General features: G+C 71.0%; 25 protein-coding genes. 14 read left to right on the forward strand and 11 right to left on the reverse strand.

Features of this window, described 5'->3' with window-relative positions:
* Positions 1 to 119 precede the first annotated feature (119 nt).
* From cseC to ACIOHP_RS07305, 5 genes are all read right to left on the reverse strand, one after another.
* Positions 120 to 1,463, reverse strand: a complete 1,344-nt coding sequence (gene cseC / locus ACIOHP_RS07285) for a two-component system sensor histidine kinase CseC (RefSeq protein ID WP_361496590.1) — start codon at positions 1,461 to 1,463, stop codon at positions 120 to 122.
* Between the two features lie 11 nt (positions 1,464 to 1,474).
* Positions 1,475 to 2,179, reverse strand: a complete 705-nt coding sequence (gene cseB / locus ACIOHP_RS07290) for a two-component system response regulator CseB (protein WP_361496588.1) — start codon at positions 2,177 to 2,179, stop codon at positions 1,475 to 1,477.
* A gap of 113 nt (positions 2,180 to 2,292) precedes the next feature.
* A complete protein-coding gene (locus ACIOHP_RS07295; protein ID WP_401884075.1) occupies positions 2,293 to 3,012 on the reverse strand; it encodes a hypothetical protein in 720 nt (239 codons plus the stop codon).
* The gene (locus ACIOHP_RS07300) at positions 2,997 to 3,539 is read right to left on the reverse strand and encodes a SigE family RNA polymerase sigma factor (RefSeq protein ID WP_046263315.1); all 543 of its coding nucleotides are present in this window, start codon (positions 3,537 to 3,539) and stop codon (positions 2,997 to 2,999) included. The genes ACIOHP_RS07295 and ACIOHP_RS07300 overlap by 16 nt, the downstream gene beginning before the upstream one ends.
* A gap of 237 nt (positions 3,540 to 3,776) precedes the next feature.
* Positions 3,777 to 4,712: an A/G-specific adenine glycosylase gene (locus ACIOHP_RS07305; protein WP_401884078.1), complete on the reverse strand. Its 936-nt coding sequence runs from the start codon at positions 4,710 to 4,712 to the stop codon at positions 3,777 to 3,779.
* Positions 4,713 to 5,066: 354 nt separating this feature from the next.
* On the opposite strand from ACIOHP_RS07305, the gene ACIOHP_RS07310 reads away from it, so the two are divergent.
* Positions 5,067 to 5,897, forward strand: a complete 831-nt coding sequence (locus tag ACIOHP_RS07310) for a hypothetical protein (protein ID WP_401884080.1) — start codon at positions 5,067 to 5,069, stop codon at positions 5,895 to 5,897.
* Between the two features lie 117 nt (positions 5,898 to 6,014).
* On the opposite strand, the gene disA is transcribed toward ACIOHP_RS07310, so the two are convergent.
* Both disA and radA read right to left on the reverse strand, forming a co-directional pair.
* Complete coding sequence (gene disA / locus ACIOHP_RS07315; protein WP_361496580.1) at positions 6,015 to 7,139, reverse strand: DNA integrity scanning diadenylate cyclase DisA; 1,125 nt, start codon at positions 7,137 to 7,139, stop codon at positions 6,015 to 6,017.
* An 81-nt stretch (positions 7,140 to 7,220) separates the two neighbouring features.
* Positions 7,221 to 8,630 (reverse strand): DNA repair protein RadA, encoded by a 1,410-nt coding sequence (gene radA / locus ACIOHP_RS07320; protein WP_327718550.1) that lies wholly within the window; start codon positions 8,628 to 8,630, stop codon positions 7,221 to 7,223.
* A 195-nt stretch (positions 8,631 to 8,825) separates the two neighbouring features.
* Here radA and ACIOHP_RS07325 point away from each other — a divergent pair, with 195 nt between their 5' ends.
* Positions 8,826 to 10,511, forward strand: coding sequence for a hypothetical protein (locus ACIOHP_RS07325; protein ID WP_401884083.1), 1,686 nt, complete (start codon positions 8,826 to 8,828; stop codon positions 10,509 to 10,511).
* Between the two features lie 8 nt (positions 10,512 to 10,519).
* On the opposite strand, the gene ACIOHP_RS07330 is transcribed toward ACIOHP_RS07325, so the two are convergent.
* Entirely contained in the window at positions 10,520 to 11,371 is an 852-nt protein-coding gene (locus ACIOHP_RS07330) for a hypothetical protein (RefSeq protein WP_401884085.1), read from the reverse strand.
* 71 nt (positions 11,372 to 11,442) lie between these two features.
* Between ACIOHP_RS07330 and ACIOHP_RS07335 the strand changes: the two genes are divergently transcribed.
* The 4 genes from ACIOHP_RS07335 to ilvD all read left to right on the forward strand — a co-directional run bounded on the left by ACIOHP_RS07335 (position 11,443) and on the right by ilvD (position 15,878).
* Positions 11,443 to 12,384 carry a Ppx/GppA family phosphatase gene (locus tag ACIOHP_RS07335; RefSeq protein ID WP_401884087.1) on the forward strand — a complete coding sequence of 314 codons (942 nt, stop codon included), beginning with the start codon at positions 11,443 to 11,445 and terminating at the stop codon, positions 12,382 to 12,384.
* Positions 12,385 to 12,487: 103 nt separating this feature from the next.
* The gene (locus ACIOHP_RS07340; RefSeq protein ID WP_307027598.1) at positions 12,488 to 13,312 is read left to right on the forward strand and encodes a sugar phosphate isomerase/epimerase; all 825 of its coding nucleotides are present in this window, start codon (positions 12,488 to 12,490) and stop codon (positions 13,310 to 13,312) included.
* Positions 13,309 to 13,914, forward strand: coding sequence for a TetR family transcriptional regulator (locus ACIOHP_RS07345; protein WP_361560880.1), 606 nt, complete (start codon positions 13,309 to 13,311; stop codon positions 13,912 to 13,914). Before ACIOHP_RS07340 ends, ACIOHP_RS07345 begins: the two co-directional genes overlap by 4 nt.
* A gap of 110 nt (positions 13,915 to 14,024) precedes the next feature.
* Positions 14,025 to 15,878, forward strand: a complete 1,854-nt coding sequence (ilvD, locus tag ACIOHP_RS07350; protein ID WP_401884089.1) for a dihydroxy-acid dehydratase — start codon at positions 14,025 to 14,027, stop codon at positions 15,876 to 15,878.
* A 52-nt stretch (positions 15,879 to 15,930) separates the two neighbouring features.
* On the opposite strand, the gene ACIOHP_RS07355 is transcribed toward ilvD, so the two are convergent.
* Complete coding sequence (locus ACIOHP_RS07355) at positions 15,931 to 18,012, reverse strand: serine/threonine-protein kinase (RefSeq protein WP_401884091.1); 2,082 nt, start codon at positions 18,010 to 18,012, stop codon at positions 15,931 to 15,933.
* Positions 18,013 to 18,194: 182 nt separating this feature from the next.
* On the opposite strand from ACIOHP_RS07355, the gene ACIOHP_RS07360 reads away from it, so the two are divergent.
* The 5 genes from ACIOHP_RS07360 (at position 18,195) to ACIOHP_RS07380 (ending at position 20,723) form a co-directional block, all read left to right on the forward strand.
* Positions 18,195 to 18,527: an SH3 domain-containing protein gene (locus ACIOHP_RS07360; RefSeq protein WP_401884093.1), complete on the forward strand. Its 333-nt coding sequence runs from the start codon at positions 18,195 to 18,197 to the stop codon at positions 18,525 to 18,527.
* Between the two features lie 28 nt (positions 18,528 to 18,555).
* Positions 18,556 to 18,894, forward strand: coding sequence for a hypothetical protein (locus ACIOHP_RS07365; RefSeq protein ID WP_361496566.1), 339 nt, complete (start codon positions 18,556 to 18,558; stop codon positions 18,892 to 18,894).
* A 55-nt stretch (positions 18,895 to 18,949) separates the two neighbouring features.
* Positions 18,950 to 19,258: an SH3 domain-containing protein gene (locus ACIOHP_RS07370; protein ID WP_361560906.1), complete on the forward strand. Its 309-nt coding sequence runs from the start codon at positions 18,950 to 18,952 to the stop codon at positions 19,256 to 19,258.
* Positions 19,259 to 19,382: 124 nt separating this feature from the next.
* Positions 19,383 to 19,889 carry an EamA/RhaT family transporter gene (locus ACIOHP_RS07375; protein ID WP_401884095.1) on the forward strand — a complete coding sequence of 169 codons (507 nt, stop codon included), beginning with the start codon at positions 19,383 to 19,385 and terminating at the stop codon, positions 19,887 to 19,889.
* Between the two features lie 72 nt (positions 19,890 to 19,961).
* Complete coding sequence (locus ACIOHP_RS07380) at positions 19,962 to 20,723, forward strand: class I SAM-dependent methyltransferase (protein ID WP_401884097.1); 762 nt, start codon at positions 19,962 to 19,964, stop codon at positions 20,721 to 20,723.
* Between the two features lie 42 nt (positions 20,724 to 20,765).
* On the opposite strand, the gene ACIOHP_RS07385 is transcribed toward ACIOHP_RS07380, so the two are convergent.
* Positions 20,766 to 22,217 carry a SulP family inorganic anion transporter gene (locus tag ACIOHP_RS07385; protein ID WP_401884099.1) on the reverse strand — a complete coding sequence of 484 codons (1,452 nt, stop codon included), beginning with the start codon at positions 22,215 to 22,217 and terminating at the stop codon, positions 20,766 to 20,768.
* A gap of 282 nt (positions 22,218 to 22,499) precedes the next feature.
* Here ACIOHP_RS07385 and ACIOHP_RS07390 point away from each other — a divergent pair, with 282 nt between their 5' ends.
* The 3 genes from ACIOHP_RS07390 (at position 22,500) to proC (ending at position 24,968) form a co-directional block, all read left to right on the forward strand.
* Positions 22,500 to 23,312, forward strand: a complete 813-nt coding sequence (locus tag ACIOHP_RS07390; protein WP_401884101.1) for an ABC transporter ATP-binding protein — start codon at positions 22,500 to 22,502, stop codon at positions 23,310 to 23,312.
* Complete coding sequence (locus tag ACIOHP_RS07395) at positions 23,309 to 24,097, forward strand: ABC transporter permease (protein WP_401884103.1); 789 nt, start codon at positions 23,309 to 23,311, stop codon at positions 24,095 to 24,097. The genes ACIOHP_RS07390 and ACIOHP_RS07395 overlap by 4 nt, the downstream gene beginning before the upstream one ends.
* A 61-nt stretch (positions 24,098 to 24,158) precedes the next feature.
* Positions 24,159 to 24,968 (forward strand): pyrroline-5-carboxylate reductase, encoded by an 810-nt coding sequence (gene proC / locus ACIOHP_RS07400; RefSeq protein ID WP_401884105.1) that lies wholly within the window; start codon positions 24,159 to 24,161, stop codon positions 24,966 to 24,968.
* 69 nt (positions 24,969 to 25,037) lie between these two features.
* Here the strand turns inward: proC and trpS are convergent, their stop codons facing one another.
* On the reverse strand, positions 25,038 to 26,057 hold the full coding sequence (gene trpS, locus ACIOHP_RS07405) for a tryptophan--tRNA ligase (RefSeq protein WP_401884107.1): 1,020 nt from the start codon (positions 26,055 to 26,057) through the stop codon (positions 25,038 to 25,040).
* Positions 26,058 to 26,647: the final 590 nt, after the last annotated feature.

Below are 26,647 nucleotides of genomic sequence, written 5' to 3' on the forward strand. Positions count from 1 at the left end.
CCGGGCGCCGGGCGCCGGGCGCCGGGCGCCGGGCGCTGGAGGCTGGGCGCCGGGCGTCGGAGGTCGAGCGCCGGGCGCGCTGTCGGCCCATGGGACGGCGGGCGGGCTGTGGTCCGGGTCTACGGCATCATCGGGTAGCTTCCCGTGTTCGTCGGTGCGTGTTCCGGTAGCCACAGGACGGCCACCGCGCCCTCTGCCGGGACTCCCTCGGGTGCGCCTGGGGGGCGGATGTTGCGGAAGGTGAGGCGGGCGCCGAGGACCCGGGCCTGGCCGGCGGCGATGGTCAGGCCGAGGCCGTGGCCGTGGCCCGCGCGGTCGCTGCTGCCGGTGCGGAAGCGGCTCGGTCCGTCGGCGAGGAGGTCCTCGGGGAACCCGGGGCCGTGGTCGCGGACCCGGATGACCCGGCCCTCGACGGTGACCTGGATGGGCGGTCTGCCGTGCCGGGCGGCGTTGGCGAGCAGATTGAACAGCACCCGCTCCAGGCGCCGCGGGTCCGTCGTGACCATCGACTCGTGCACCACCCGGACGTCGATCTCCGGGTCCTTCGCCATCACCCGCCGGGCGACGAACTCGCCCAGCAGGATGTCCTGGAGCTCCGCCCGCTCGGACGCGCTGTCCAGCCGGGCCACCTCCAGGACGTCCTCGACGAGGGTGCGCATGGCCTTCGCCCGGTCCAGGACCAGCTCGGTCGGCCGGCCAGGGGGAAGGAGCTCGGCCGCAGTGAGCAGGCCGGTCACCGGGGTCCGCAGCTCGTGCGCGATGTCCGCGGTGACCCGCCGCTCCGCCTCCAGGCGCTGCTCCAGCGCTTCCCGCATGGCGTCCACGGCGCTCGCGAGGTCGTCCGTCTCGTCCCGTACGACCCCGCCGATCGCGTCCCGCACCCGCACGTTCGTCTCACCGCTCGCGACCTCGTTGGCGGCGGCCGCGGCCTTGCGCAGCCGGCTCGACAGCCGGCCCCCGATGAGCACGCCGAGCGCGCTGCCGCCGAGGACGACCGCGATGGAGCCGATCACCAGGGCCTGGTCCAGGTCCTTGAGGATGTCGGTGCTGCGGTCGGTGAACCCGGTGTGCAGGGACAGCACATTGCCGTCCTTGGCCGGTACGGCCGCCCAGATGTCCGGCATCCCGCCCGGCCCGTCCGTCACATAGGTCGCCCGGCGTCCCTGCTCGACCTTGTGCCGCAGCGGCATCGGCAGCGACGAGTCGTTCTTCTCGACGTGCGGGAAGTTGGCCAGGCCGGTCTTCTCGTAGTTGTTCTGGGCGATCTGGATGCGTTCGTCGGCGAGGTCGCGGGCGTTGTCCAGCATCGAGACCCGGGCGGCGTTGTGCACGACCAGGCTCAGCGCGATCGCGACCAGCGCGCCGACCAGCGCGATGGCCGCGCTGAGCTTCCACCTCAGTCCTGTACGGATGCCCGTACGCTCCAGCCGCGCCGGGACCAGGCGCCGAAGATTCCCCCGCATGTCCGCCCCGCTCAGGCCTTCAACTTGTAGCCGAAACCACGGACCGTCTCGATCCGGTCCTGGCCGATCTTCGTACGCAGTCGCTGCACATGGACGTCGACGACGCGGGTGTCACCGCCCCAGCCGTAGTCCCACACCCGCTCCAGGAGCTTGTCCCGCGACAGGACCGTGCCCGGCGCGGAGGAGAACTCCAGGAGCAGTCGCATCTCGGTCGGGGTGAGGGCCACCGGCTCCCCGGCCCGGCGCACCTCCATGCCCTCGGTGTCGATCTCCAGCTCGCCGAAGGTCAGCACCCCGCCGTCGGCCGCGGCGCCGCCCTCCTCGGACCGGTCACCGCCGCCCGCGTGCCCGAAGCGGCGCAGCACCGCGCGGATACGGGCCACCAGCACGGCGCCGTCGAACGGCTTGGTGACGTAGTCGTCGGCGCCCGCCTCCAGGCCCAGCACCACGTCGATGGAGTCCGCGCGCGCCGACAGCATGATCACCGGGACGGTCGACTCGTCCCGGATGCGCCGGCACAGGCTGACGCCGTCCAGGCCCGGGACCATGACGTCCAGCAGGGCGATGTCGGGGCGGTCGGCGCGGAACGCCTCCAGGCCCGACAGTCCGTCGGGCATGGCGGTGACCGCGAAGCCGTCCCGCTCCAGGGCGAGTTGGGTGGCCTCGCGGATGACGTCGTCGTCCTCGACGAACAGAACGTGGGTCTGGTCTGCCATCCCGCTGCTCTCTGTCCTCGTGTCGCTGTGTGGGTGTCGCTGTCCGGGTGTCGCTGTCTGTGGGGGAGTCGTGGTGCCGTTGACAAGTGATCGGATCGTAGGCCCCGATCGGTTCACTCCGAGGGCGACGGGGTGGGCCCGAGGTCGCCGAGCTCATTGTGCGCGTACCGCACCTTGACGAAGTGACCCGCCGAGGACCACCGGTAGGTGATCACGTCCTCGCCGGACGGGCTCGACACCGGGTCGCCCTTCTCGTACAGCTGCCTGCTCACCACCAGGTTGCCGCTGCTGTCGATCTCGGCGTAGACCGGGGACTCCTCGGCGCTGAACACGTTCTCGTACGCGCCACGCTCCTCGTGGTACACGTACGAGCCGACACCGACGCCGTCGCCGCAGGTCAGCACGTTGACCACGATGTCGTCCGACGAACCTCCGGTCAGATCGCCGTAGGCCACGTCGAGCGGGTACTCGTCCGCGACGCACGGCTTGAGGCCGTCCTTGACCTCCGCCGAGACCAGCGGGTCGCTCTTGACCAACTTGACCGCCGTCGTGTGGCTCAGCGAGTCGGAGCCGGAATCGGGGTCGGACGCGAAGGCGGAGGGCGCGGAGGCAGGGGCCCTGGAAGGCGAGGCCGAGGCGGCGGCTCCCGCCGCTATGTCGGTGCTCGACGAGGACTCGGCGAACGCCGGTCCCTCGTCACGGGTGCCGGTGCCGCCGGTGGCGCAGGCGGAGACGAAAAGGGCGAGGGCGGCGAGCACGGCCACCGCCGTGAACGCCGCCTGCAAAGTGCCCCGGCCCGGTGAGGGGTCCGCGTCGGTCAGGCCGCCGTGCAACGCTCCCGCTCCTCACGCTCCAGCGCGCGTGCGTCCAGATCGCGGCTCTCCAGTTCCTCGCGGAGCCTGGCGAGGGCCCGGTGCAGCGTGCTCTTGACCGTTCCGGCCGACATGCCGAGGGCGGCGGCCGTCTCCTCCGTGGACATCTGCTCCCAGTGTCGCAGCACGACCACGCTGCGCTGCTTCGGGGCGAGCACTTTCATGATGTCCATCAGCAGGGCGCGGTCCGCGTGCTGCTCGGTGGCGTCGTCGACCGAGGCGTCCGGGAGCTGCTCGGTCGGCACCTCCTCCAGCTTGCGGGCCCGCCACCACTCGGTACGGGTGTTGATCATGACCCGGCGCAGGTAGGCGTCCGCGAGCCGCTTGTCCGCGATGCCGTCCCAGCGGTGGTACGTCCGTGCCAGCGCCGTCTGCAGGAGGTCCTGGGCGTCGACCGGGTCCGGGACCAGGCGACGGGCGCTGCGCAGCAACGCGTCCTGCCGGGTTCGCACGTACTCCTCGAACTCGAGCACCTCGCCCTGCGCCATGATCGACCGCCTCCATCCCCGTTTCCGACCCGCCCGCTGCCGGTTCTCCGTTACCTGTGTGCCGCGCTCTCCTGCGGTACGCCAATGAAGCTACGGAGCTGTTGTCACGGGGCTGTGCGGGACAGCGCGCGGCCAGCGCTCGGCTGTCCGTCGGTTGTGTAACGGAAGTAGGAAAGGGGTAAACCGGCGCACCGAATGGCGCCGGTTCAGGGTGATTTGGCCGTGTGGAGCGGTGCGTTACGTCAACGGCAGCCGATACAAACCACCGGACAGGGGCTCGACAAGCCCGTCCGCGACGAGTCCGTCGAGCGCCCGCGCGCGCTGCACCGGCTCGTGCCACACCCGGTCGAGCGCGGCCTGCGGCACGGGCGCGTGGGCCTCGCGCAGGACGGCGAGGAGCTTGCCGCGGACCTGGCGGTCGGTACCGGCGTACGTCTGTCCGCGCCGCGGCGGACCGTCGTGCTCCGGCTTGCCCGCGAGCCGCCAGGCGCACTGGGCGGCGATCGGACAGTGGTGGCAGGACTCGTTCCTGGCGGTGCACACCAGCGCACCGAGCTCCATGGAGGCGGCGGCCCAGCGGGCGGCCGTCCGCTCCTCCTGCGGCAACAGGGTGCGGGCCAGCTTGCGTTCGGCGGCGGTGGTGGCGTTCGGCGGGTACTGCACGCCGGTGACGGCCCGCGCGAAGACGCGGCGGACATTGGTGTCGAGGACCGCGTGCCGCTGTCCGTACGCGAAGGAGGCGACCGCAGCGGCCGTGTACTCCCCGATGCCGGGCAGCGCGAGGAGCTGGGAGTGGTCGGTGGGTACGTCGCCGCCGTGCCGTTCGGTTATCGCGACGGCCGCCCCGTGCAGGCGCAGGGCGCGACGCGGATAGCCGAGGCGGCCCCACGCGCGCACGGCCTCACCGGGGGCATCCTTAGCGAGGTCGGCGGGGCGCGGCCAGCGGGCCAGCCACTGCTCGTACACCGGCAGGACGCGGCTGACCGGCGTCTGCTGCAACATGAACTCGCTGACCATCACCCCCCACGGCCCGGCTTCCGGGCGCCGCCACGGCAGATCGCGGGCGTGCTCGTCGAACCAGTCGATGACGGGTGTGTGCAGGTGCTCTCCGCCGGGAGACCCGGAGAGGGGGTCGGAGGGGCTGCTGTGCGGGGGCTTCGTGGGCGCAGTCATGGCCTTCCGATCCTGCCATGCGGGGGAGGGGGTGCGGGGGAAGCGCCACCCCTCAGGGGTACGGCGGGCAGGGGCGCGCGGGGGCAGTGCCGGAGAGAGGACGGCGCCCGACGAGGGGAAGCGGTGCGTGTCGGCGGTGTGCCGTACCCACGTACGAGTGTCATGCGGAAGAGCGGTGATGTCACAGAGGGTAGGCGACTGGCTGAAACCGTCACGCCCCGCGATCATGATGCGCCCGAGTGTGTGCGGGCGGCCGCGTGAACCGCCGTTTCCGAAATGATGATCCGGAAAAGTTGTGGTCCCCGGCGGCGGGTAGGGGCGGCGAAGGCGCCGATCTCTCGTACAGTTTGCGCCGTGGGATCTCTGCGCAATCCGGTCGGGCCGCTTCCCTCCACCATCTACTGGCGACGGAGGGCCGTACTGCTGTCTGTGCTGGCCCTGTTGGCGTTGCTGATCGCCTGGGTCGTCTCCTCGGGCGGTGGTGGAGGCAAGAACGGTGCCGACGGGTCCAACGACAAGAATCCCTCGCCCTCGACCATCACGCCGGGGCCGACCGGCTCAGGGCCGGCGATCAGTCAAGCGCCGGGCGGGCGCGACGAGTCGACGCCGGGTGGGGACTCCGGGGGAACGGAATCGGGGTCGGGGTCGGACGGCGGGTCCGGCGAGGGCTCCTCGACTTCCGGTACGGGGTCCGGCTCCGGTGGGTCCGAAGGCGCGGCCGGTGGCGGCGGTACGGGCAGCGGGGTCGGGCAGGACGACACCCTTCCGGCGGGGTCCGGGGTGCCCAACTGCACCGCGGGATCCGTGAAGTTGACCGTGAGCAGCTTCCGCAACGGGTACGGGCCCGGCGAGACGCCGGCGCTGCTGCTGACCGCGGCGAACTCCTCCGGTGGTGACTGCAAGGTCGATCTCGGGCCGAAGAGCGCGGTGTTGACGATTACCGAGGCGGCCGAGGACGACGAGTACTGGTCCTCCGCGGACTGCCCGAAGACCGCGGCGAGCCTGGTGTTCCGGGTGCCCGCGGGGAGCAGCATCACGTACACCGTGAAGTGGGACCGCAAGCCGAGTGCTCCGCAGTGTGCGACGCCGCCGGCGGGGTCCGCGGGTGCGGGGACGTATCTCGTGGAGCTGGCCGCGCCGGGGTACGCGAAGGTGCAGACGTCGTTCGTGCTGGAGAGCGACTGAGGCAGGGCGCGTGGCGTCGGCTGCGGCCCTCGTCGCGGCTGGTCGCTGGTCGCCGCCTACGCGGCGGAGCCGCACATCAACACGGCCCCGCAATACGGCCCCGCGCCCCTGAGGTCGCTACACGTACCGTTCCAGGATCGAGCTCTCGGCCAACCTCGACAGGCCCTCTCGTACGCTGCGTGCCCGCGCCTCGCCGACCCCGTCCACCGTCTGCAGGTCGTCCACGCTCGCGGCCAGCAGCTTCTGCAGGCCCCCGAAGTGTTCCACCAGGCGGTCGATGATCGCGCCCGGCAGCCTCGGCACCTTCGCCAGCAGCCGGAAGCCTCGCGGCGAGACCGCCGAGTCCAGCGCCTCCGGGGAGCCGGTGTAGCCCAACGCCCGTGCCACCGTGGACAGTTCGAGGAGCTCGGCGTGGGTGAGGGCGTTGAGCTCGTACAGGGCCTCGTCGACCGTGCGGGAGCGCTTGGCCGTGGGCTCGGGGACGTAGTCCCGGACCACCAGCTCGCGCTCGGGCTCCACGCCCGCGATCAACTCGTCGAGCTGGAGGGCGAGGAGACGTCCGTCCGTGCCGAGTTCGAGCACGTACTCGGCGATCTCCGTCGCGATGCGGCGGACCATCTCGAGGCGCTGCGCCACCGCCGACACGTCCCGGACCGTCACGAGGTCCTCGATCTCCAGCGCTGACAACGTTCCCGCGACCTCGTCCAGACGGAGCTTGTAGCGCTCCAGGGTCGCCAGGGCCTGGTTCGCGCGGGACAGGATCGCCGCCGAGTCCTCCAGGACGCGGCGCTGGCCGTTGACGTAGAGGGCGATCAGACGCATGGACTGGGAGACCGACACCACCGGGAAGTCGACCTGCTTGGAGACGCGGTCCGCCGTGCGGTGACGCGTGCCCGTCTCCTCCGTGGGGATCATCGGGTCGGGCACCAGCTGCACACCCGCCCGCAGGATCTTCGATCCGTCCGTGGAGAGCACGATGCCGCCGTCGAGCTTGCACAGCTCACGCAGACGCGTGGCCGTGAACTCGACATCCAGGACGAAACCGCCCGTGCACATCGGCTCGACGGTCTTGTCGAAACCGAGCACGATGAGTCCGCCCGTGTTGCCGCGGAGAATCCGCTCGAGGCCGTCGCGCAGGGCCGTGCCGGGTGCCACGGCGCTCAGTGAGGCGCGCATCAGGCCATCGGCACCGGAGCTCCCACCGGACTTTCCGGGAGCTGCTGCCCGGTCGTTGGCTGCCACTGCACTCCTCCGGTCGCAGGTTCTGGGACGCTCCCGTTTCGCACCTTCGGTTCGTACGGACGGGCGAGACCAGGGCAAAGTCTACCGGCGCTCCTCCTCGTCCCGTGGGGCGTCTCGCCGACGCGACCGCGGAAGGACTCTCAGGGCCTCTCCTATGTCGGCCACTTCCAGGACCTTCATACCGGCGGGGATCTTGCCCGGGTCGCCCGGCACGAGTGCGTGGGTGAAGCCCAGACGGTGTGCCTCGGCGAGCCGGCGCTGGACCCCCGTGACCCGTCTGACCTCGCCCGCAAGGCCCACTTCGCCGATCGCGACGAGGTTCTTGGGCAGCGGGGTGTCGCTCGCCGCCGACGCCAGCGCGAGGGCGATGGCGAGGTCCGCGGCCGGCTCCGACAGCTTCACTCCGCCGACCGTCGCGGAGTAGATGTCCCTCTTGCCGAGTGCACTGATCCTGCCTCGCTGCTCCAGGACGGCGAGCATCATCGAGACGCGGGAGGTCTCCAGACCCGAGGTCGTGCGCCGGGGTGAGGGGATCTGTGAGTCGACGGTGAGGGCCTGGACCTCGGCGACCAGCGGACGGCGGCCCTCCAGGGTGACCGTCAGACAGGTGCCGGGGACCGGTTCGTCACGACGCGTCAGGAAAAGTCCGCTCGGGTCGGTAAGGCCGGTAATGCCCTCGTCGTGCAGTTCGAAGCAGCCGACCTCGTCCGTCGCTCCGTACCGGTTCTTGACGCCGCGGACCAGCCGCAGGCGCGCGTGCCGGTCGCCTTCGAAGGAGAGCACCACGTCCACGAGGTGCTCCAGCAGACGCGGGCCCGCGATGGCGCCGTCCTTGGTGACATGGCCGACGAGGAGGGTGGACATGCCGCGGTCCTTGGAGGCGCGGATGAGCGCGCCCGCCACCTCCCGCACCTGGGCCATGCCGCCGGGGGCGCCGTCGATCTCGGGGGACGCGATCGTCTGGACGGAGTCGAGGATCAGCAGGGACGGCTTCACCGCGTCCAAGTGGCCCAGGACCGCGGCCAGGTCGGTCTCCGCGGCGAGGTACAGATGGTCGTCGATGGCCTTGATGCGGTCGGCGCGCAGCCGGACCTGGCTGGCCGACTCCTCGCCCGTGACGTACAGGGTGCGGTGCTCGTCGCTCGCCGACTTGGCCGCCACGTCGAGCAGGAGGGTCGACTTTCCCACGCCGGGCTCGCCCGCCAGCAGGACGACCGCGCCGGGTACGAGTCCGCCGCCGAGCACCCGGTCCAGCTCGGGTACGCCGGTGGAGCGGGCGGTGGCCGTGCGGCCGTCGACCTGGCCGATGGGCACGGCGGAGGTGGTGACGCGGCCGGGGGCCGTCGTACGCACCGCGGGCGCGCCGTACTCCTCGACGGTGCCCCACGCCTGGCATTCGGGGCAGCGGCCGAGCCACTTCGCCGTCTGCCAGCCGCACTCCGTGCAGCGGTAGGCGGGTCGGTCCTTGGCGGTCTTCGTACGGGCAGCCATGCACGAACCGTAACGGGCGGCACTGACAAAGCCTGTCGGTGACCGTGAGCGCCCGGTGTCATCCGGCCACCGACGTCAAGAACAGGCCACGAAATCGAGGGTTCCTGTCCCCTTATGAGGGATCGTTTCACCCGTACGGAGTAAAAGTGCTCAAGGGGGAAGAAGGGGCCATCGCCCGCGCCCTACGGTCCACGGGTGATGAGCAGCAGTCCGGAGACCTCGACCCGCACCACCGGCGCGCACCGGGCGCAACGGGAGGCGCGCGACCGCGGTGCGGCGCGCACGCTGGCGCAGCGTCCGCCGGCGCGCTACGAGCCGTATCTGGACGGCCTGTTCACCTACTGCCTGTCCGTGCTGTGCGACCACGACGCGGCCACCGCCGCGCTCGGTGACGTCCTCGCGCTCGCCGAGCGCCGCCGCGGTCCGGAGGCGGCCGGGGACCGCCGGGCCTGGCTGTACGCGCTGGCCCGCTGGGCGTGTCTGCGCAAGCTCGCCGAGGCCAAGCAGAAACGTCAGGGCACCCACGCGGCGGGCCGGCACCACGCCGGGCAGCAGGCGGCCCCGCCCGTCTCCGAGGAGACCCAGGAGGAGCGCCGCCGCGAACTCGCCCTGCTGGCCTGGCCGGAGGCCGCCGGCACCACCCCGGAGCAGCGCGAGGCGCTCGAACTCGCCGTACGCCACCACCTCGCCGCCCATGAGGTCGCCGCCGTCCTCGGCATGGAGCCGGCCGCCGCCCGTGAACTGCTCGCCTCCGCCGCCTGCGAGGTCGAGCGCACACGCGCGGCCCTCGCCGTCGTGGAGACCGGCACCTGCCCGAGCGTCGCCCGCCTCACCGGCGACCACCAGCTGGTGATCGGCACGGCCCTGCGCCGCGAGCTCGTACGGCATGTCGACGACTGCCCGCGCTGCCGCCGTACCGCCGAGCGCGCGGTCGCCGGCCGCTGGCCCGGGGCGACGGTCACCCCCGCCGAGCTGCCCGTCCTGCAGGCTCCGCGCGCGACGCTGCACATCGCCATGGCGCACTTCACGCGTGCGTCCGCCCCCCGCTTCGACCGGCGCGGCTTCCCGATGGACCCCAAGGACCGCGCGGCCCGCCGCGACCGCCTACGCGCGCGTGCCGTCACGACGACCGTCGTCGCCACCGTCGTGGCAGCCCCCGTGCTCGCCCTGTGGGCCGCCTACCGGGGCACCCCCACCGCCGATGGCGTCGAGGGGCGCTCGGCCAGCGCCAGCGAGGCGCACGGCCCCGGCAGCCTGGACGGCGAGGCCGCGGGCGGCTACGAGAACGCCGGAAACGCCAGCCCCCGGCCCGCCGACCGCTTCACCAAGGGCGACAAACCCGATGTATCGGTGAAGGTCATCAGCGTCACGGGCGCCGGAAAGAAGGGCGCCGGACAGCTGGAGGTCGCGGCCGGCAACAGCGGCGACACCACCCTGATCACCCTCACCGCCACCGGCGACACCCCGGTCCACTGGTCCGCGAGCACCGGTGCCGACTGGCTCTACCTCAGCCAGTCCTCGGGAACCCTCGAACCCGGCGAATCGTTGACGATCAAGGTGTACGTCGACCATCTGCGCGAGCCGTCCGGCCACTGGAGCGCGCGCGTGGCCGTCTCACCGGCCGGCGCCGTCGTCTCCATCGAGGGTTACGGCACCGCGCCCACCCCGACCGACCCCGGCACCCCCGTCGACCCGCCCCCGTCCACCCAGGACCCGGACCCGACCCCCACGACCTCGGCCCCCACGGACCCGACCCCCAGCGATCCGCCGCCCTCGACGTCCGACCCGGACCCGACGCCGACGGATCCCACCCCGTCCGACCCGGCGAGCTCGACGCCCCCGTCCCATGACAGCGGCGACCCGAGCCCGTCCACGTCGTAACCGTGGAGCTAGTCCGCGGGGTCGGCCGGATGCGGCGCCAGCAGCGGCAGCTGGGAGGCCAGCCGCTCCTCGCACAGCTCGGCCAGCCGGTCGTAGCCCGCCTTGCCCATCAGCTCGGTCAGCTCCGGCCGGTAGGAGACGTACACCGGGTCGCCCGCGCCGTGCGCCGAGGTCGCCGAGGTGCACCACCAGTGCAGGTCGTGGCCGCCCGGACCCCAGCCGCGGCGGTCGTACTCACCGATCGACACCTGGAGCACCCGGGTGTCGTCGGGCCGGTCGATCCACTCGTACGTCCGTCGCACCGGCAGCTGCCAGCAGACGTCCGGCTTGGTCTCCAGCGGCTCCCGGCCCTCCTTGAGCGCCAGGATGTGCAGCGAGCAGCCCGCGCCGCCGGCGAAGCCGGGCCGGTTCTGGAAGATGCACGAGCCCTTGTAGGGGCGGGTCTGGCGGTCGCCGTCCTCGTCCTCCGAGATCCAGCCGCCCTCCGTGCCCTCGTCGTGGAACTGCCAGATCTCCGGAGTGAGCCTGGCCACATGCCCGGCGACCCGCTTCTCGTCGTCCTCGTCGGAGAAGTGGGCACCCAGCGTGCAGCACCCGTCGGCCGCGCGGCCCGGCTGGATGCCCTGGCATCCGCTGCCGAAGATGCAGTTCCAGCGAGAGGTCAGCCATGTCAGATCGCACCGGAAGATCTGCTCGTCGTCCGCCGGATCAGGGAACTCCACCCACGCGCGCGCGAAATCGAGCCCCTTCTCGTCGGCTGCCAGGGCCTGCTTCGACTTCTTCGGTGACTTCACCGGCGACTTCGCCTGCGAAGAACCGCTGGAGGATTTGTCGGCCTTCGCCTTTTTCGTCTTTGGCACGCGTCCAGGGTAAGACGCTTGGCAAGGCTCCGGATACGGCCGACCGCAGGGGTGGCAGTAGCGTTCCGTACATGAGACTCGGTGTCCTCGACGTGGGATCGAACACGGTGCATCTGCTGGTGGTGGATGCCCACCCCGGCGCGCGCCCGCTGCCCGCGCACTCGCACAAGGTGGAACTGCGCCTGGCCCAACTCCTCGACGAGGGCGGCGCGATCGGCCCCGAGGGTGTCGACAAGCTCATCGGTGTCGTCAAGGAGGCCCTTCAGGCCGCCGAGGACAAGGGCGTCGAGGACCTCCTCCCGTTCGCCACCTCCGCGGTGCGCGAGGCCAGCAACGCCGACGACGTCCTCGCGCGCGTGCACGCCGAGACCGGCGTCGAGCTCCAGGTCCTCACCGGGGCCGAGGAGGCCCGCCTCACCTTCCTCGCGGTCCGCCGCTGGTTCGGCTGGTCCGCCGGAAAGCTGCTGGTCCTCGACATCGGCGGCGGCTCCCTGGAGATCGCGTACGGCATCGACGAGGAGCCCGACGCGGCGGTCTCGCTGCCGCTGGGCGCCGGCCGTCTGACGGCCGGCTGGCTGCCCGGCGATCCTCCGGACCCCGAGGCCATACGGGCGCTACGACGCCATGTCCGCACCCAGATCGCCCGCACCGTCGGCGAGTTCGCCCGCTTCGGCGCCCCCGACCACGTCGTCGCCACGTCCAAGACCTTCAAACAGCTGGCCCGCCTCGCCGGCGCGGCCCGCTCCACCGAGGGCCTGTACGTCCAGCGCGAGCTGAAGCGGGAGTCCCTGGAGGCGTGGGTGCCACAGCTGGCGGGGATGACGGTGGCGCAGCGCGCCGAGCTGCCCGGCGTCTCGGAAGGCCGCGCGGGGCAGCTGCTCGCGGGAGCGATGGTGGCCGAGGGCGCGATGGACCTGTTCGGCGTGGAGGCTCTGGAGGTCTGTCCGTGGGCGTTGCGGGAAGGCGTCATTCTGCGGCGACTTGATCACATGGGATCGAGTGTGGGCACGTGACGGGTACGGGGAACCCGGAACCCCCGCGCCCTCCTATGGCAATCGCCACAACGGCGAATAGGCACCCCGCACCCCACCCACCGCAACCCTTAGGCTGACCCCCGTGGCAGAACCAGTCGTACGGATCCCGGATGCGAAGGTCGCGCTCTCCACGGCTTCCGTCTACCCGGAGTCCACGGCGACGGCCTTCGAGATCGCCGCGCGCCTCGGATACGACGGTGTCGAGGTCATGGTGTGGACCGACCCGGTGAGCCAGGACATCGAAGCCCTGCGCCGCCTCTCCGACTACCACCAGATCCCGATCCTCGCCGTACACGCCCCGTGCCTGCTCATCACCCAGCGCGTGTGGTCCACCGACCCCTGGGTCAAGCTCCAGCGTGCCCAGGCGGCCGCCGAGAAGCTCGGGGCGTCCACGGTCGTCGTCCACCCGCCGTTCCGCTGGCAGCGTCAGTACGCCCGCGACTTCGTGAGCGGTATCTGGCGCATGGCGAACGAGACGGACGTCCGCTTCGCCGTCGAGAACATGTACCCCTGGCGTTACCGCGACCGCGAGATGCTCGCGTACGCCCCCGACTGGGACGTGACGAAGGAGGACTACCGTCACTTCACGATCGATCTCAGTCATTCGGCCACGGCCCGTTCCGACGCGATGCAACTGGCCGACCGCATGGGAGACCGCCTCGGCCACGTCCACCTCGCCGACGGCCGGGGCTCGGCCAAGGACGAGCACCTCGTCCCCGGCCGCGGCACCCAGCCCTGCGCCGAGCTGCTGGAACGGCTCGCCCTGACCGGCTTCGACGGCCATGTCGTCATCGAGGTCAACACCCGGCGGGCGATGTCCAGCGCCGAACGTGAGGCCGACCTGGCGGAGGCCCTGGCCTTCACGCGGCTGCATCTGGCCTCCGCGGTGAAGGTGCCGCGGCCGTGACCGGCGTCACCTCGCGGAAACGGGGCCGCCCGCCCGGTACGGAATCGGCCGACACCCGCGACCGCATCCTGACCGCGGCCCGCGAGGAGTTCTCCGAGCGGGGCTACGAGAAGACGTCGGTGCGCGGCATCGCCAAGTCGGCCGGCGTCGACCCGGCCCTGGTCCATCACTACTTCGGCACCAAGGAACAGGTCTTCGAAGCGGCCGTCGAGGTCGCCTTCTCGCCGGCCCTGAAGGTGCGGGACGTGGTCCTCGAAGGCCCCCTCGAGGATGCCGGCGAGCGCATGACCCGCTTCATCTTCGGGCTCTGGGAGAACCCGGTGACCCGCAAGCCGCTGCTCGCGATCATCCGGTCCGCGGTGAACAACGAGGCCGCGGCGGCTGTCTTCCGCCGTCTCGTCGCCACCCAGCTGATGCGCCGGATCGCCGGCGAGCTCGACACCCCGGACGCGGAACTGCGCGCCGAGCTCGCCGCCGCGCAGCTGGTGGGGGTCGCGATGATGCGCTACGTGATCAGGATCGAGCCGGTCGCCTCGGCGGACGTGGAGCTGATCATCGCGCGGGTGGCACCGGTGGTCCAGGGGCATCTGACGAACCCGTGAGCGCCTGGTGAGGTGAGACGGTCATCCCGCATTCCGGACACTGTGTCCGCCCCCTGGATGACCGGCGTACGCTCGATATCAGCCCTACCTGTCTGAAGGAGCGAGCGACGATGCCCGAGCTGAGGTCCCGCACAGTCACCCACGGCCGCAACATGGCGGGCGCACGCGCCCTTATGCGCGCCTCCGGTGTACCCGGTGCGGACATCGGCCGCAAGCCGATCATCGCGGTCGCCAACAGCTTCACCGAGTTCGTGCCGGGTCACACCCACCTCCAGCCGGTCGGCCGGATCGTCAGCCAGGCGATCGTCGAGGCCGGCGGCATCCCGCGCGAGTTCAACACCATCGCGGTGGACGACGGCATCGCGATGGGCCACGGCGGCATGCTGTACTCCCTGCCCTCCCGCGACCTCATCGCGGACTCGGTCGAGTACATGGTCGAGGCCCACTGCGCGGACGCCCTGATCTGCATCTCCAACTGCGACAAGATCACGCCGGGCATGCTGAACGCGGCCCTGCGTCTGAACATCCCCACGGTCTTCGTCTCCGGCGGTCCGATGGAGTCCGGCCGCGCCACCCTGGTCGACGGCTCGGTCCGTACGCTCGACCTGGTCGACGCGATGTCCGACGCCGTGAACGACAAGATCTCCGATGAGGACATGCTCCGCATCGAGGAGAACGCCTGTCCGACCTGCGGCTCCTGTTCCGGCATGTTCACGGCCAACTCGATGAACTGCCTGACCGAGGCCATCGGCCTCTCGCTCCCGGGCAACGGCTCGACCCTGGCCACGCACACGGCCCGGCGCCGGCTGTACGAGGACGCGGCCCGCACGGTCATGGACATCACCCGCCGCTACTACGAGCAGGACGACGAGACGGTCCTGCCGCGCGCGGTCGCCTCCTTCGCGGCCTTCGAGAACGCCATGGCCCTCGACATCGCCATGGGCGGCTCCACCAACACGATCCTGCACCTGCTGGCGGCGGCCCAGGAAGCGGGCGTCCCCTTCGGCCTGGAGGAGATCAACGAGGTCTCGCGCCGGGTCCCGTGCCTGGCGAAGGTGGCCCCGAACGTCGCCAAGAACCGCACGTACTACATGGAGGACGTGCACCGCGCCGGCGGCATCCCGGCCCTGCTGGGCGAGCTGCACCGCGCGGGCCTGCTGCGGGAGGACGTCCACTCCGTCCACAGCCCGTCCCTGGCGGACTGGCTGAAGACGTGGGACGTCCGCGGCGGCTCCCCCTCGCCGGAGGCGCTGGAACTGTGGCACGCGGCCCCGGGCTGCGTCCGGTCCGCCGAGGCCTTCTCCCAGTCGGAGCGCTGGGACACCCTGGACGAGGACGCGGAGGGCGGCTGCATCCGCAGCGCCGAGCACGCGTACTCCAAGGACGGCGGCCTGGCCGTCCTCAAGGGCAACCTGGCGGTCGACGGCTGCGTCGTGAAGACGGCCGGCGTCGACGAGTCCATCTGGACCTTCGAGGGCCCGGCGGTCGTCTGCGAGTCCCAGGAAGAGGCCGTCCAGAAGATCCTGACCCAGGAGGTCAAGGAGGGCGACGTCGTCGTCATCCGCTACGAGGGCCCCAAGGGCGGCCCCGGCATGCAGGAGATGCTCTACCCGACCTCGTACCTCAAGGGCCGCGGCCTCGGAAAGCTCTGCGCCCTGGTCACCGACGGCCGCTTCTCCGGCGGCACCTCCGGACTGTCGATCGGCCACGCGTCCCCCGAGGCGGCGGCCGGCGGCACGATCGCGCTCGTCGAGGACGGCGACCGCATCCGCATCGACATCCCGAACCGCACCATCGAACTCCTCGTCGACGAGGCCGAACTGGCCCGCCGTGACGCGGCGCTGGGCGGGGTGTACGCCCCCAAGAACCGCGAGCGCAAGGTCTCGGCGGCGCTGCGGGCCTACGCGGCGATGGCCACCAGCGCGGACAAGGGCGCGGTCCGGGACGTTTCCAAGCTGGGCTGACCTTCAGGGTTCTGCCACGAGGGCCGCCTCTTCGGAGGCGGCCCTTTCCGTGTCACCAGGCCGAGGGACGGCGGGCGTCCACGGAGAAGACGGTGCCGTCGGGGGCGGAGGCGTAGATGTGGGTGTTGGCGGTGATGGGTTCGGGCAGTGCCCCCGAGACCTGAGCCGAACCCGAGCCCACCCGAGCAGGGGTCTGCCCGAGCAGTTTGCCGTCACGGGCGTCCACAGCGAGGAGGCGGCCGTCGGGGGCGCTCACGTACACGTGGTTCCCTTCGGCGAGCGGCGCCGATCCCCGTGCCAGGCCCGTCTCCAGACTCCAGCTCTGCTTGCGTGCGTTCATGTCGATGGCCACCAACGACCCGCCGGCGCCCATGAGATAGACGCTGTCGCCTTTCACGGTGCCATGGGCCTGCTGGAGCGGGGCGGGCAACGCCACCCGCTCCGAGGCCCCGTCGTCGGGCGTATAGCGGATCACGGCTTCGGCGTCGCCGTAGACCGCGTCGAGGGCGAGCAAATAGACCGATCCGCCAGCAGTGCCGAGGAGTTTCAGGGTCCCGTCCAGGTGTGTGTCCCACCGGACGTCACCCGTGTCGGGGTCCACCGCGCTCACCCGGGTACTTGATCGGTCGTCGGACGTGCTCGTCGCGTACGCGGACCGGTCTCCCGCGAACGAGACGAAGTAGGGAGCCTTGTGCCCCGGTATCCGGCCGCTCCACTTCGTGTCGCCCGAAGCGCCGTCCACGCCGGTGACCGTTCCCTCGGCGCCGGTGAGGAGAACCATGCCCCCGGCGCACACCAGCCCGCTGTACGAGGCCTTCCGCTGCCAACGTGTCGTGCCTGAAGTGGGGTCGAGCGCATCCAGGCGTCCGCTGCGTTGCGGCGTGGGCTGTACGAGACCGCCCGAAACGAGCGGCGGACCGCTCTGCGGCCTGGACGTGGAGCGCCGCCAGAGAACGCGACCGTCGGCCGGGTCGAGAGCGAAGACCAGTTCGCCCTGTGCGCAGAGCAACTTGCCCTCACCGTAGGAACACTTGGGGGTGCCTTTCGCGGGAGCCGCCACGGCCCAGTCCTCGAACCCGGCCGACCCGGTCTGTGCCGGACTGCTCTTCGGTGTCGCACGTTTGTCGTCGAGCAGGTGCACGCAGGCCAGTGTGACGACCACGGCGAGGCCGATCACCCCGGCTGCGAACGCCGCCACCCTGCGGGAACGCCGCTTGGGACGCCGCTCGGGATCCTTGCCGCGGGGCTCCGGCTCGGACACGTCACCTGTCCGCTGCGCCGGTATGAACGCCTGCGTGTCGTACGAGGCGGCGACCGACCGCAGCTCCCGCATCAACTCATCGGGTGTGGGTCGGTCTTCGGGTTCCTTGGCAAGACACCGCACGATGAGCGGCGCGAGATTCTCCGGTACGCCGGCCAGGTCGGGCTCGTCGTGGACGACCTGGTACGCGACGACGTACGGGCTGTCCGAGTCGAACGGCCCACGCCCCGTGGCCGCGTGCACCAGCACGGACCCCAGCGCGAAGATGTCGGCGGCCGGTCCCACCTCCCGCGGCCGCCGGAACTGCTCCGGCGCCATGAAGGGCGGCGTGCCGATCAACTTCCCCGTCTCGGTGCGCAGTTCGCTGTCCTTTGGCCGGGAAATGCCGAAGTCGATGACCTTCGGTCCGTCCTCGGCGAGCAGCACATTGCTCGGCTTGAGGTCCCGGTGCACCACGCCGACCCTGTGAATGTCGCGCAGCGCCTCGGCCAGTCCGGCCATGAGGCGGCGCAACTGGGCAGGAGCCATGGGCCCGTTCCGCTTCACTTCCTCGGCGAGGGTCGGACCGGGAATGAACAGCGTGGCCATCCAGGGCCGTTCGGCCTCCGGATCGGCATCGACGACGGGCGCGGTAAAGGCACCGCTCACCCGCCGAGCGGCGGCGACCTCCTGCCGGAACCGACCCCTGAACTCAGGGTCCTTGGCGAATTCGGTGTGTACGACCTTCACCGCCAGTGTCATCCCGGAGGCGCTCTGTGCGCGATGCACGACGCCCATTCCGCCGGAACCGAGGCGGGACTCCAGACGGTAGTGGCCGGCGTACTCGGGAAGTTCCGCTTCCGCGCCCGCTCCGGTGTTGTGCTGCGGCGCCATGGAACCACCCCCGTGCTGTTCGTCCGCGCGCGCGACGCACGGAGCCTAGTCGATGACTCGTGCGAGACAGAGGCGGCTTGCTAGCGTTCGTGTGCGAGTTGCGCACGCCTGTTTCGCGGCGTGTTCGAGGGGAATCAACGGGGTCCCACGACAACTGTGGGGCTCAACGGGGGAGTACTTTCATGTCTGTTGAACGTGTCGAAGAGGTCGAGAGCGGAGACGAGACAAAGTCCGTCACCGCCACGGCGGCCACGTCCGCCGCCCTGCGCTACTACTCGGTCGCCCCGGGCTATCGCCTGAACGTCCGTAGCGGTCCGGGCACCGGCTACACCATCGTCCGTGTCCTGGCCGAGGGGGCCAAGGTCCCGATCTGGTGCCAGACGCCGGGCACGAACATCGCCGGCCCGTACGGCACGTCGAACATCTGGGACAACATCGACGACGGCGAGTACATCTCGGACGCGTATGTGAACACCGGCAGCGACGGCTACATCCGCCCGCGCTGCTCCCTCTGACCTCACCGCCCATACCCGGGGGAACCTCATGACGTCATTGAGACGCCGCTCCGTCCTGCTCGCCGGCCTCAGCGGCGCCTTCATCACGGTGGGCGCCGCCACCGCCGAGGCCGCGACCTTGCGCTATTACGAGGTCGCGCCGGGCTATCGCCTCAACGTCCGCAGCGGCCCGAGCACCTCCTACCGTGTCGTCCGTGTGCTCGCCGAAGGCGCGAAGGTCCCGATCTGGTGCCAGACGCCGGGGGAGACGATCACTGGCCCCTATGGCACGTCGAACATCTGGGACAACATCGACGACGGCCAGTACGTCTCGGACGCCTACGTCCACACCGGGAGCGACGGCTACGTCGCCTCCCGCTGCGCCTGACCTCACCTTTCACCCCCAAGGAACCCCGATGCCATCCCTGAAGCGCAGATCCGTCATGCTCGCCGGCCTGGCCGGCGCCTTCCTCATGGTCGGCGCCGCACACGCCGAGGCCGCGGTCCGCTACTACGACACAGCCCCGGGCTATCGCCTGAACGTCCGCAGCGGTCCGGGCACCGGCTACACCATCATCCGTGTCCTCTCCGAGGGCGCCAAGGTCCCGATCTACTGCCAGAGGCCGGGCGAGACGGTGACGGGCCCGTACGGCACGTCGAACATCTGGGACAACATCGACAACGGCGAGTACGTCTCGGACACGTACGTGCACACCGGCAGCGACGGCTACGTAGCGGCCCGCTGCTCCTGACCTCCCTTTTCTACGCCGCCGTCGCGGTACTCCCCGAGGCCGCGACGGCCGGCCTCGCCCGGGTGCGTGACCAGCGGTGCGAACCCCCTCGGAGCCCGCGGCCACCCGGAGCCATAATCGACGCGTGAGCGACGACAACGGCACCCAGGTAACCCCCGCGGGCTCCGCACCCGGCCCCCGCCCCGAACCCATCCGCTTCTTCGGCACGACCTGGGTCGACCACGACAACGGCTACACGGCCCGCCGCATCGGCGCCGCCGCCGGCTCCCTCGCCGTCGCCGTCGGCTCCTGCCTCGTGCTCCGCTTCGCCTTCCAGGGCCTCCAGATCGCGGACATCGGCAGCTTCGTCACCCTCCTCATGGTCGTGATGTTCGCGATCTGCAGCGCCCTCGCCTTCCGCCACACCTGGGAGGGCTTCACCAAGCGCCCGGACCCCGACCGCCAGGCCTCCCTCCGCGGCCTGCTGGCCATCGGCTTCGTCGGCTCCCTCCTCGCCTACTTCGTCCGCTCCCTCTTCGAGGCCCCGGGTGAGAAGCTCCACCGCGAGGAGTACGACACCGCCCGCAAGCAGTACGAGAAGCGCACCACCCGCCGCACCGGCAACCCGTCGAAGAAGCGCCGCCGCTCCTAGCCGGAAGCCGGACCCCGCTCTTCACACCGAAAAATCACCGCCCTCATCGCCGAACCCGGCCACCATGGCCGTATGACGGCTCCCTCGCACACCGCCCGCGCCCACTCCTTCAACGCGGCCGCAGCCCAGTACGCGGCGAACCGCCCCTCCTACCCGCCCGCCCTCTTCGACGCCGTCGAGGACCTCGCCCGCCGTCCCCTCACCGGCTCCCGCGTCGTGGACGTCGGCGCCGGGACCGGCATAGCGACCGCCCTCCTGCACGCCCGCGGCGCCGACGTGCTCGCGGTCGAACCCGGTGACGGAATGGCCGCCCAGTTCCGCCGGACCCACCCCGACATCCCGATCGTCCGCGGCAACGGCAACACCCTGCCCCTCGCCGACGACTCCGCCGACTTCCTGACCTACGCCCAGGCCTGGCACTGGACCGACCCGAACCTCGCGATCCCGGAGGCCGTCCGCGTGCTGCGCCCGGGCGGCGCGCTCGCCCTGTGGTGGAACACCGACGCCCTCGACGTGCCCTGGCTCGCCGAGGCCGCCGAACGCATCGGACGCCACTTCGAGGTGAACATCCACGAGGAGCAGCGCAACGTCAACGCCCGTGCCGTCGACCCCGCCGACCACCTCGACTTCACCCGCCGCGAGGTTCGCTGGAGCCGCCGCATCCCCGTCGACACCCACATCGCCAACATCGCCAGCCACTCGACCTTCCTGGTGGGCGACGAGGAGAGCTGTGCCGCCTTCCTCGCCGAGGAGCGCGCCCACCTGATGCGGGCCTTCCCGGACGGCATCGTCGAAGAGGTCTACGACGTCATCCTGCTGCTCGCCAAGGCCTGAGCCGCACCGAGCCCTGCCGAGGACCGCCTCACGGCGTCGCCCTCACGGCGCTGCCCTCCCGCTCGCCGCCAACGCCTGGCCCCGCCCGGCGGCCCATCCCTCCAGGGCCGCCGCGCACGCATGGTCCAGATGCCGCAGCCCGCCCAGCTCCAGCCGCACCTCCCGGTCCCGCGGCAGCGCCTCCAACGCGTCCAACAGCTTCGGCAGCCGCAGGAACGTCGCATGCCCCAGCACCCGGACGACGATCCCCGCCTCCCCTCCGTCCTCGGTCTCCACCTGCACAAGGCTGGCGTCCCACGCGGTCTTCGCCACCGCCACCGCCAACCCCACCAACACCCCCTCGAAGGGGTTGCCGACGACGATCGCCGCCGCCGTCACCACCAGCACGACCACCTCCCCGCGATGCCCGCGCCACAGCACCCGCACCTCCGGCACCGGCACGAGCCTGCACCCGGCGTGCACCAGCAGCGCGGCCAGCGCCGCCACCGGAATCACCCCGAGCACCCCGGGCACGACGACCGTGAAGAGCAGCAGCCACACCCCGTGCAGCATCCGGGACGCCTTGGTCCGTGCTCCCGCCCGGACTCCACCGAAGGGGGTGCCCCCAGCCGCGCTGCGCACGATCACCGAGGTCATCGGCAGGGCGCCCAGCACCCCGCACACCGCGTTCCCCGCGCCCTGGGTGATCAGTTCACGGTCGTAGTCCGTACGCCGTCCGTCGTGCAGCCGGTCCACCGCCGCCGCGCCGAACAACGACTCGGCGGACGCGATCAGCGCGAAGGTGATCACGGTCCCCAGCACGCCCACTTCCGTGAGCCGCCCGAGATCCGCCGCCTCCGGCAGCCGCACGGCATCCAGCAGACCCCGCACCTCGACCCGCCGCACCCCCAGGCCGAAGGCCCCGGTCACCGCCGCCGCGAGGCCGACCGCGACCAGCGGCGCGGGCACCAGGCGCGCCCCGCGCTTCCATCGCGGCCACAGCAGCAGTACGGCCATGGTGGCACCCCCCACTGACAACGCCACCGGGTCCAGCAGACCGGGCAGCGACACCAGCCCGGCGAGCCTGCCCAGGCCGCCGGCGGGCGCGCTCGCGTCGCCCATCGCGTAGACCTGACTCGCGATCAGGACGAGACCGATGCCCGCGAGCATCCCCTGGACCACGGCCACCGACACGGCCCGGAACCACCGCCCCAGCCGCAGCACTCCGAGCCCCAGCTGCACCAGCCCGGCGCCGAACACCAGCACTCCGAGCGCCCCGACCCCGTACCGCTGCACAGCCTCGTAGAGGAGCACCGTCAGCCCCGCCGCCGGCCCGCTCACCTGAAGGCTGCTGCCGGGCAGCACCCCGGCGACCAGCCCGCCGACGATCCCGGTCACCAGCCCCAGCTCGGCGGGCACACCGGAAGCTATGGCGACTCCCACACAGAGGGGCAGCGTCACGAGGAACACGACGAGGGACGCGAACAGATCGGCCTTGCGTACGCCACAGCGCATGACAGGAGCACCTCCGACGATCGACGACGGTCACGGGATACGGGGAGATGCGTGGGCGCCGTGCCGGGGGAGAGCGCGGCGAACCTGAGCGCGCGGCATATGACCTCGCACTGAAATCCATTGTCGAGAAAGGGAGTTGATCGCGCAGCCGCTTCCCGAGGCCGTCAGGGGGATCCGGGAGCACGCGAACCGGACCACGCGCTTCCGATCACGCCGCCGCGCGCCCGGGCAGCCGAACGCCATGGCTTGACTGCGCCCGTCCACGAGAGCAGTATTCATCGCATGATGAATTACTCCTCCGGCCCACCCGGCACCGGCACACAGACCACCGAGAGCCCCGCCGTCCGAGCCGAAGGCCTCACCGTCGTCCGCGGCCCCCGCACCGTCCTGCGCGACCTCGACTTCACCGTCCCGCGCGGCCAGATCACCGGCCTGCTCGGCCCCTCCGGATGCGGCAAATCCACCCTCATGCGCTCCATCGTCGGCACCCAGGCCAAGGCCACCGGCACCCTCGACGTCCTCGGCCGTCCCGCCGGCCACCCCACCCTGCGCACCCGCATCGGCTACGTCACCCAAGCCCCCTCCGTCTACGACGACCTGACCGTCCGCCAGAACCTCGACTACTTCGCCGCGATCCTCGCTCCCGGCCACGCCGCCGCCGACCGCCGCCACTCCGACGTCACCCGCGTCATCGAAGACGTCGACCTCACCAGCCACGCCGACGCCCTCGCAGGAAACCTCTCGGGCGGCCAGCGCAGCCGCGTCTCACTCGGCGTGGCACTCCTCGGCACACCGGAACTACTGGTCCTGGACGAACCGACCGTCGGCCTCGACCCCGTCCTCCGCCGCGACCTGTGGAACCTCTTCCACGACATCGCCACCCAGCGCGGAGCGACCCTGCTCATCTCCTCCCACGTCATGGACGAGGCCGAGCGCTGCCACCGCCTCCTCCTCATGCGCGAAGGCGAGATCCTCGCCGACGACACCCCGGACGCCCTGCGCACCCGCACCGGCGCCGAGACCGTCGAAGCCGCATTCCTGCACCTCGTCGACGAGGCCGTGGCAGCCGGACGCAAGAAGGAGACGACCCGATGAGCACGACGACCGGCACCACGACCGTCACCCCGGCCCCCACCAGCGCCCTCAGCGTCTCCCGCACCCTCGCCACCGCAGCCCGGGTACTGCGCCAGCTCCGCCACGACCCCCGCACCATCGCGCTGATGATCCTGATCCCCTGTGTGATGCTGTTCCTGCTGCGCTATGTCTTCGACGGCAGCCCGCGCACCTTCGACAGCATCGGCGCCTCCCTCCTCGGGATCTTCCCGCTGATCACGATGTTCCTGGTCACCTCCATCGCCACCCTGCGCGAACGCACCTCCGGCACCCTCGAACGCCTCCTCGCCATGCCCCTGGGCAAAGGCGACCTCATCGCCGGCTACGCCCTCGCCTTCGGCACCCTCGCGATCATCCAGTCCGCCCTCGCCACCGGCCTCGCCGTCTGGTTCCTCGGCCTGGACGTCATCGGCAGCCCCTGGCTGCTCCTCCTGGTCGCCCTGCTCGACGCACTCCTCGGCACCGCGCTCGGCCTCTTCGTCTCGGCCTTCGCCGCCTCCGAATTCCAGGCCGTCCAGTTCATGCCGGCCGTGATCTTCCCCCAGCTCCTCCTCTGCGGCCTGTTCACTCCCCGCGACAACATGCACCCCGTCCTGGAGGGCATCTCCAACGTGCTGCCCATGTCCTACGCGGTCGACGGCATGAACGAGGTCCTCAGGCACACCGACATGACCGCCAACTTCGTCCGCGACGCCCTGATCGTGGCCGGGTGCGCACTCCTGGTGCTGGGCCTGGGTGCGGCAACCCTCAGGAGGCGCACGGCATAGTGGCGTTCCGCCAGCCGGACGGCCACCTCCCGCCCCGCACCGCCAGTGCGAGGATGAACCCATGAGCCAGAAAGTCGCAGTCCTCGGCACCGGCAAGATCGGCGAAGCCCTGCTCAGCGGAATGATCCGAGGCGGCTGGGCCCCGGCCGACCTCCTGGTCACCGCCCGCCGCCAGGAACGAGCCGAAGAACTCCGCGCCCGCTACGGAGTCACGCCCGTCACCAACGCCGAGGCCGCCAAGACCGCCGACACCCTGATCCTCACGGTCAAGCCGCAGGACATGGGCACCCTTCTGGACGAACTCGCCCCCCACGTCCCCGCCGGCCGCCTGATCATCAGCGGCGCGGCAGGCATCCCCACCTCCTTCTTCGAGGAGCGCCTCGCGGCGGGCACCCCGGTCGTCCGCGTCATGACGAACACCCCCGCCCTCGTCGACGAGGCCATGTCCGTCATCTCCGCCGGCACCCACGCCACCGCCGAGCACCTCGCCCACGCCGAGGAGATCTTCGGCGCCGTCGGCAAGACGCTCCGCGTCCCCGAGTCCCAGCAGGACGCCTGCACCGCCCTCTCCGGCTCCGGCCCGGCGTACTTCTTCTACCTGGTCGAAGCCATGACGGACGCAGGCATCCTGCTCGGCCTGCCCCGCGACAAGGCCCACGACCTCATCGTCCAGTCCGCGATCGGCGCCGCCACGATGCTCCGCGACAGCGGCGAACACCCGGTCAAGCTCCGCGAGAACGTCACGTCCCCCGCGGGCACCACGATCAACGCCATCCGCGAACTCGAGAACCACGGCGTCCGAGCCGCCCTCATCGCCGCCCTCGAAGCCGCCCGCGACCGCAGCCGCGAGCTGGCCTCGGGCAACAGCTGACCGTCCGCCGCCCCCTGCTCCATCCGCCTCAGGGGGCGGCGGCCCGGCACCCGCCGTTTTGGCCGCGTCCTAGACGGTCACCGCGATATCAGCGGCCGCCGGCAGCAGCCCGATCGCCCGATACGCCGCGTCGACGGTCGGCCGGGCCATCGCCCGAGCCTTCTGCGCTCCATCCCGCAGCACCCCCTCCACATAGCCAGGATCCGCGCACAACTCCTTGTGCCTCTCCTGCACGGGCCTGAGGACCTCGACCACGGCCTCCGCGGTGTCCTTCTTCAAGGCGCCGTACGACTCATATACACCGCTCAGCGCTTCCGGGTTCCCACCCGTGCACGCCGCGAGGATCTCCAGCAGATTGGCGAGGCCCGGCCGAGCCTCCCGGTCGTAGACGACGTCCCGTCCGCTGTCGGTCACGGCCCGCATGACCTTCTTCCGCATCACGTCCGGCTCGTCGAGCAGATAGACGATCCCGGGTCCGGTGTCATCGCTCTTCCCCATCTTCGAGAGCGGCTCCTGCAGGTTCATCACTCGCGCGGCCACCTTCGGAGGCGTGGCCCGGGGCACCACGAACGTGTGCCCGTACCGCTGGTTGAACCGCACCGCGATGTCCCGCGCCAGCTCCACATGCTGAGCCTGGTCATCGCCCACCGGGACCTCGTCGGCCCCGTACGCCAGGATGTCCGCCGCCATCAGCACGGGATACGTCAGCAGCGACAGCCGCACACTCCCGCCCCGCTCCCGCTCACGCGCGGCCTTCTCCTTGTACTGGATCATCCGCCGCATCTCGCCGTCCGTGGCCACGCACTCCAGCAGATACGACAGTCGCGCGTGCTCATCCACATGACTCTGTACGAACACGGTGCACAGCTGCGGATCCAGCCCCGTCGCCAACAGCAACGTCGCCGCCTGCCTACTGAGCCGCCGCACCCGCGCCGGATCGTGGTCCACGGTCAACGCGTGCAGATCGACGACACAGAACAGGGCGTCGGCCTGGTGCTGATCGACGGCTGCCCACCGCCGCATGGCCCCGAGGTAGTTCCCCAGCGTCAGATGCCCGGTCGGCTTGACCCCACTGAAGACTCGCGTCATCTCTTCTCCACCTCCTGGTCGAGACCGCCGTCCCCGACGGCCGGCCCTCAGGAGCTCTGGAGGGAGATATGAGAACGGCCGCCGAAGCGGCGGCCGTTGAGTGCATACGTAGGTCCGGCCGCCGTCAGGCGGCCCACCACTGCTGGGTGTACGTACGCGTCGTCATGCGGACCAGGGTACGCCGCCAGGGTCCCGTCCGGACGTGAGTTGACACTCCCCGCGCCGATCCGTACTGTTCTCCGAGTTGTCCGACGTGAGCGCCGACTCCGGTCGGTCCCCGGACAGCCATTCCGCAAGTACCAACCTCTAGTCGACCGCAGTCGATCCGGCCGCTGTCTTTCTATTGGCATGCGTATTTGCGAAATGAGGAATCCGCGTTCGAAAGGACGCAGCCCCGATTAGCGCGGGGCCACGGATTCCGCTAAAGTCTCACTCGTCGGAACGGCCCAACAGCCGGGAAGGCAAACCCCCTCTGACTGGGAGTCAGGCCCGAAAGGATCTGATAGAGTCGGAACCGCCGGAAAGGGAAACGCGAAAGCGGGAACCTGGAAAGCACCGAGGAAATCGGAACCGGAAACGGTCTGATAGAG

Origin of the sequence: Streptomyces sp. NPDC087859 (assembly GCF_044742595.1) — a bacterium.
Taxonomy (GTDB): domain Bacteria; phylum Actinomycetota; class Actinomycetes; order Streptomycetales; family Streptomycetaceae; genus Streptomyces; species Streptomyces canus_F.

What these genes read in the sequence shown, in the direction of transcription:
- cseC (WP_361496590.1), bottom strand. Translation starts at nt 1,463, where the DNA reads ATGCGGGGGAATCTTCGGCGCCTGGTCCCGGCGCGGCTGGAGCGTACG.
- cseB (WP_361496588.1), bottom strand. Translation starts at nt 2,179, where the DNA reads ATGGCAGACCAGACCCACGTTCTGTTCGTCGAGGACGACGACGTCATC.
- ACIOHP_RS07300 (WP_046263315.1), bottom strand. Translation starts at nt 3,539, where the DNA reads ATGGCGCAGGGCGAGGTGCTCGAGTTCGAGGAGTACGTGCGAACCCGG.
- ACIOHP_RS07305 (WP_401884078.1), bottom strand. Translation starts at nt 4,712, where the DNA reads ATGACTGCGCCCACGAAGCCCCCGCACAGCAGCCCCTCCGACCCCCTC.
- radA (WP_327718550.1), bottom strand. Translation starts at nt 8,630, where the DNA reads ATGGCTGCCCGTACGAAGACCGCCAAGGACCGACCCGCCTACCGCTGC.
- ACIOHP_RS07335 (WP_401884087.1), top strand. Translation starts at nt 11,443, where the DNA reads ATGAGACTCGGTGTCCTCGACGTGGGATCGAACACGGTGCATCTGCTG.
- ilvD (WP_401884089.1), top strand. Translation starts at nt 14,025, where the DNA reads ATGCCCGAGCTGAGGTCCCGCACAGTCACCCACGGCCGCAACATGGCG.
- ACIOHP_RS07355 (WP_401884091.1), bottom strand. Translation starts at nt 18,012, where the DNA reads ATGGCGCCGCAGCACAACACCGGAGCGGGCGCGGAAGCGGAACTTCCC.
- ACIOHP_RS07360 (WP_401884093.1), top strand. Translation starts at nt 18,195, where the DNA reads ATGTCTGTTGAACGTGTCGAAGAGGTCGAGAGCGGAGACGAGACAAAG.
- ACIOHP_RS07365 (WP_361496566.1), top strand. Translation starts at nt 18,556, where the DNA reads ATGACGTCATTGAGACGCCGCTCCGTCCTGCTCGCCGGCCTCAGCGGC.
- ACIOHP_RS07370 (WP_361560906.1), top strand. Translation starts at nt 18,950, where the DNA reads ATGCTCGCCGGCCTGGCCGGCGCCTTCCTCATGGTCGGCGCCGCACAC.
- ACIOHP_RS07380 (WP_401884097.1), top strand. Translation starts at nt 19,962, where the DNA reads ATGACGGCTCCCTCGCACACCGCCCGCGCCCACTCCTTCAACGCGGCC.
- ACIOHP_RS07385 (WP_401884099.1), bottom strand. Translation starts at nt 22,217, where the DNA reads ATGCGCTGTGGCGTACGCAAGGCCGATCTGTTCGCGTCCCTCGTCGTG.
- ACIOHP_RS07390 (WP_401884101.1), top strand. Translation starts at nt 22,500, where the DNA reads ATGATGAATTACTCCTCCGGCCCACCCGGCACCGGCACACAGACCACC.
- ACIOHP_RS07395 (WP_401884103.1), top strand. Translation starts at nt 23,309, where the DNA reads ATGAGCACGACGACCGGCACCACGACCGTCACCCCGGCCCCCACCAGC.
- proC (WP_401884105.1), top strand. Translation starts at nt 24,159, where the DNA reads ATGAGCCAGAAAGTCGCAGTCCTCGGCACCGGCAAGATCGGCGAAGCC.
- trpS (WP_401884107.1), bottom strand. Translation starts at nt 26,057, where the DNA reads ATGACGCGAGTCTTCAGTGGGGTCAAGCCGACCGGGCATCTGACGCTG.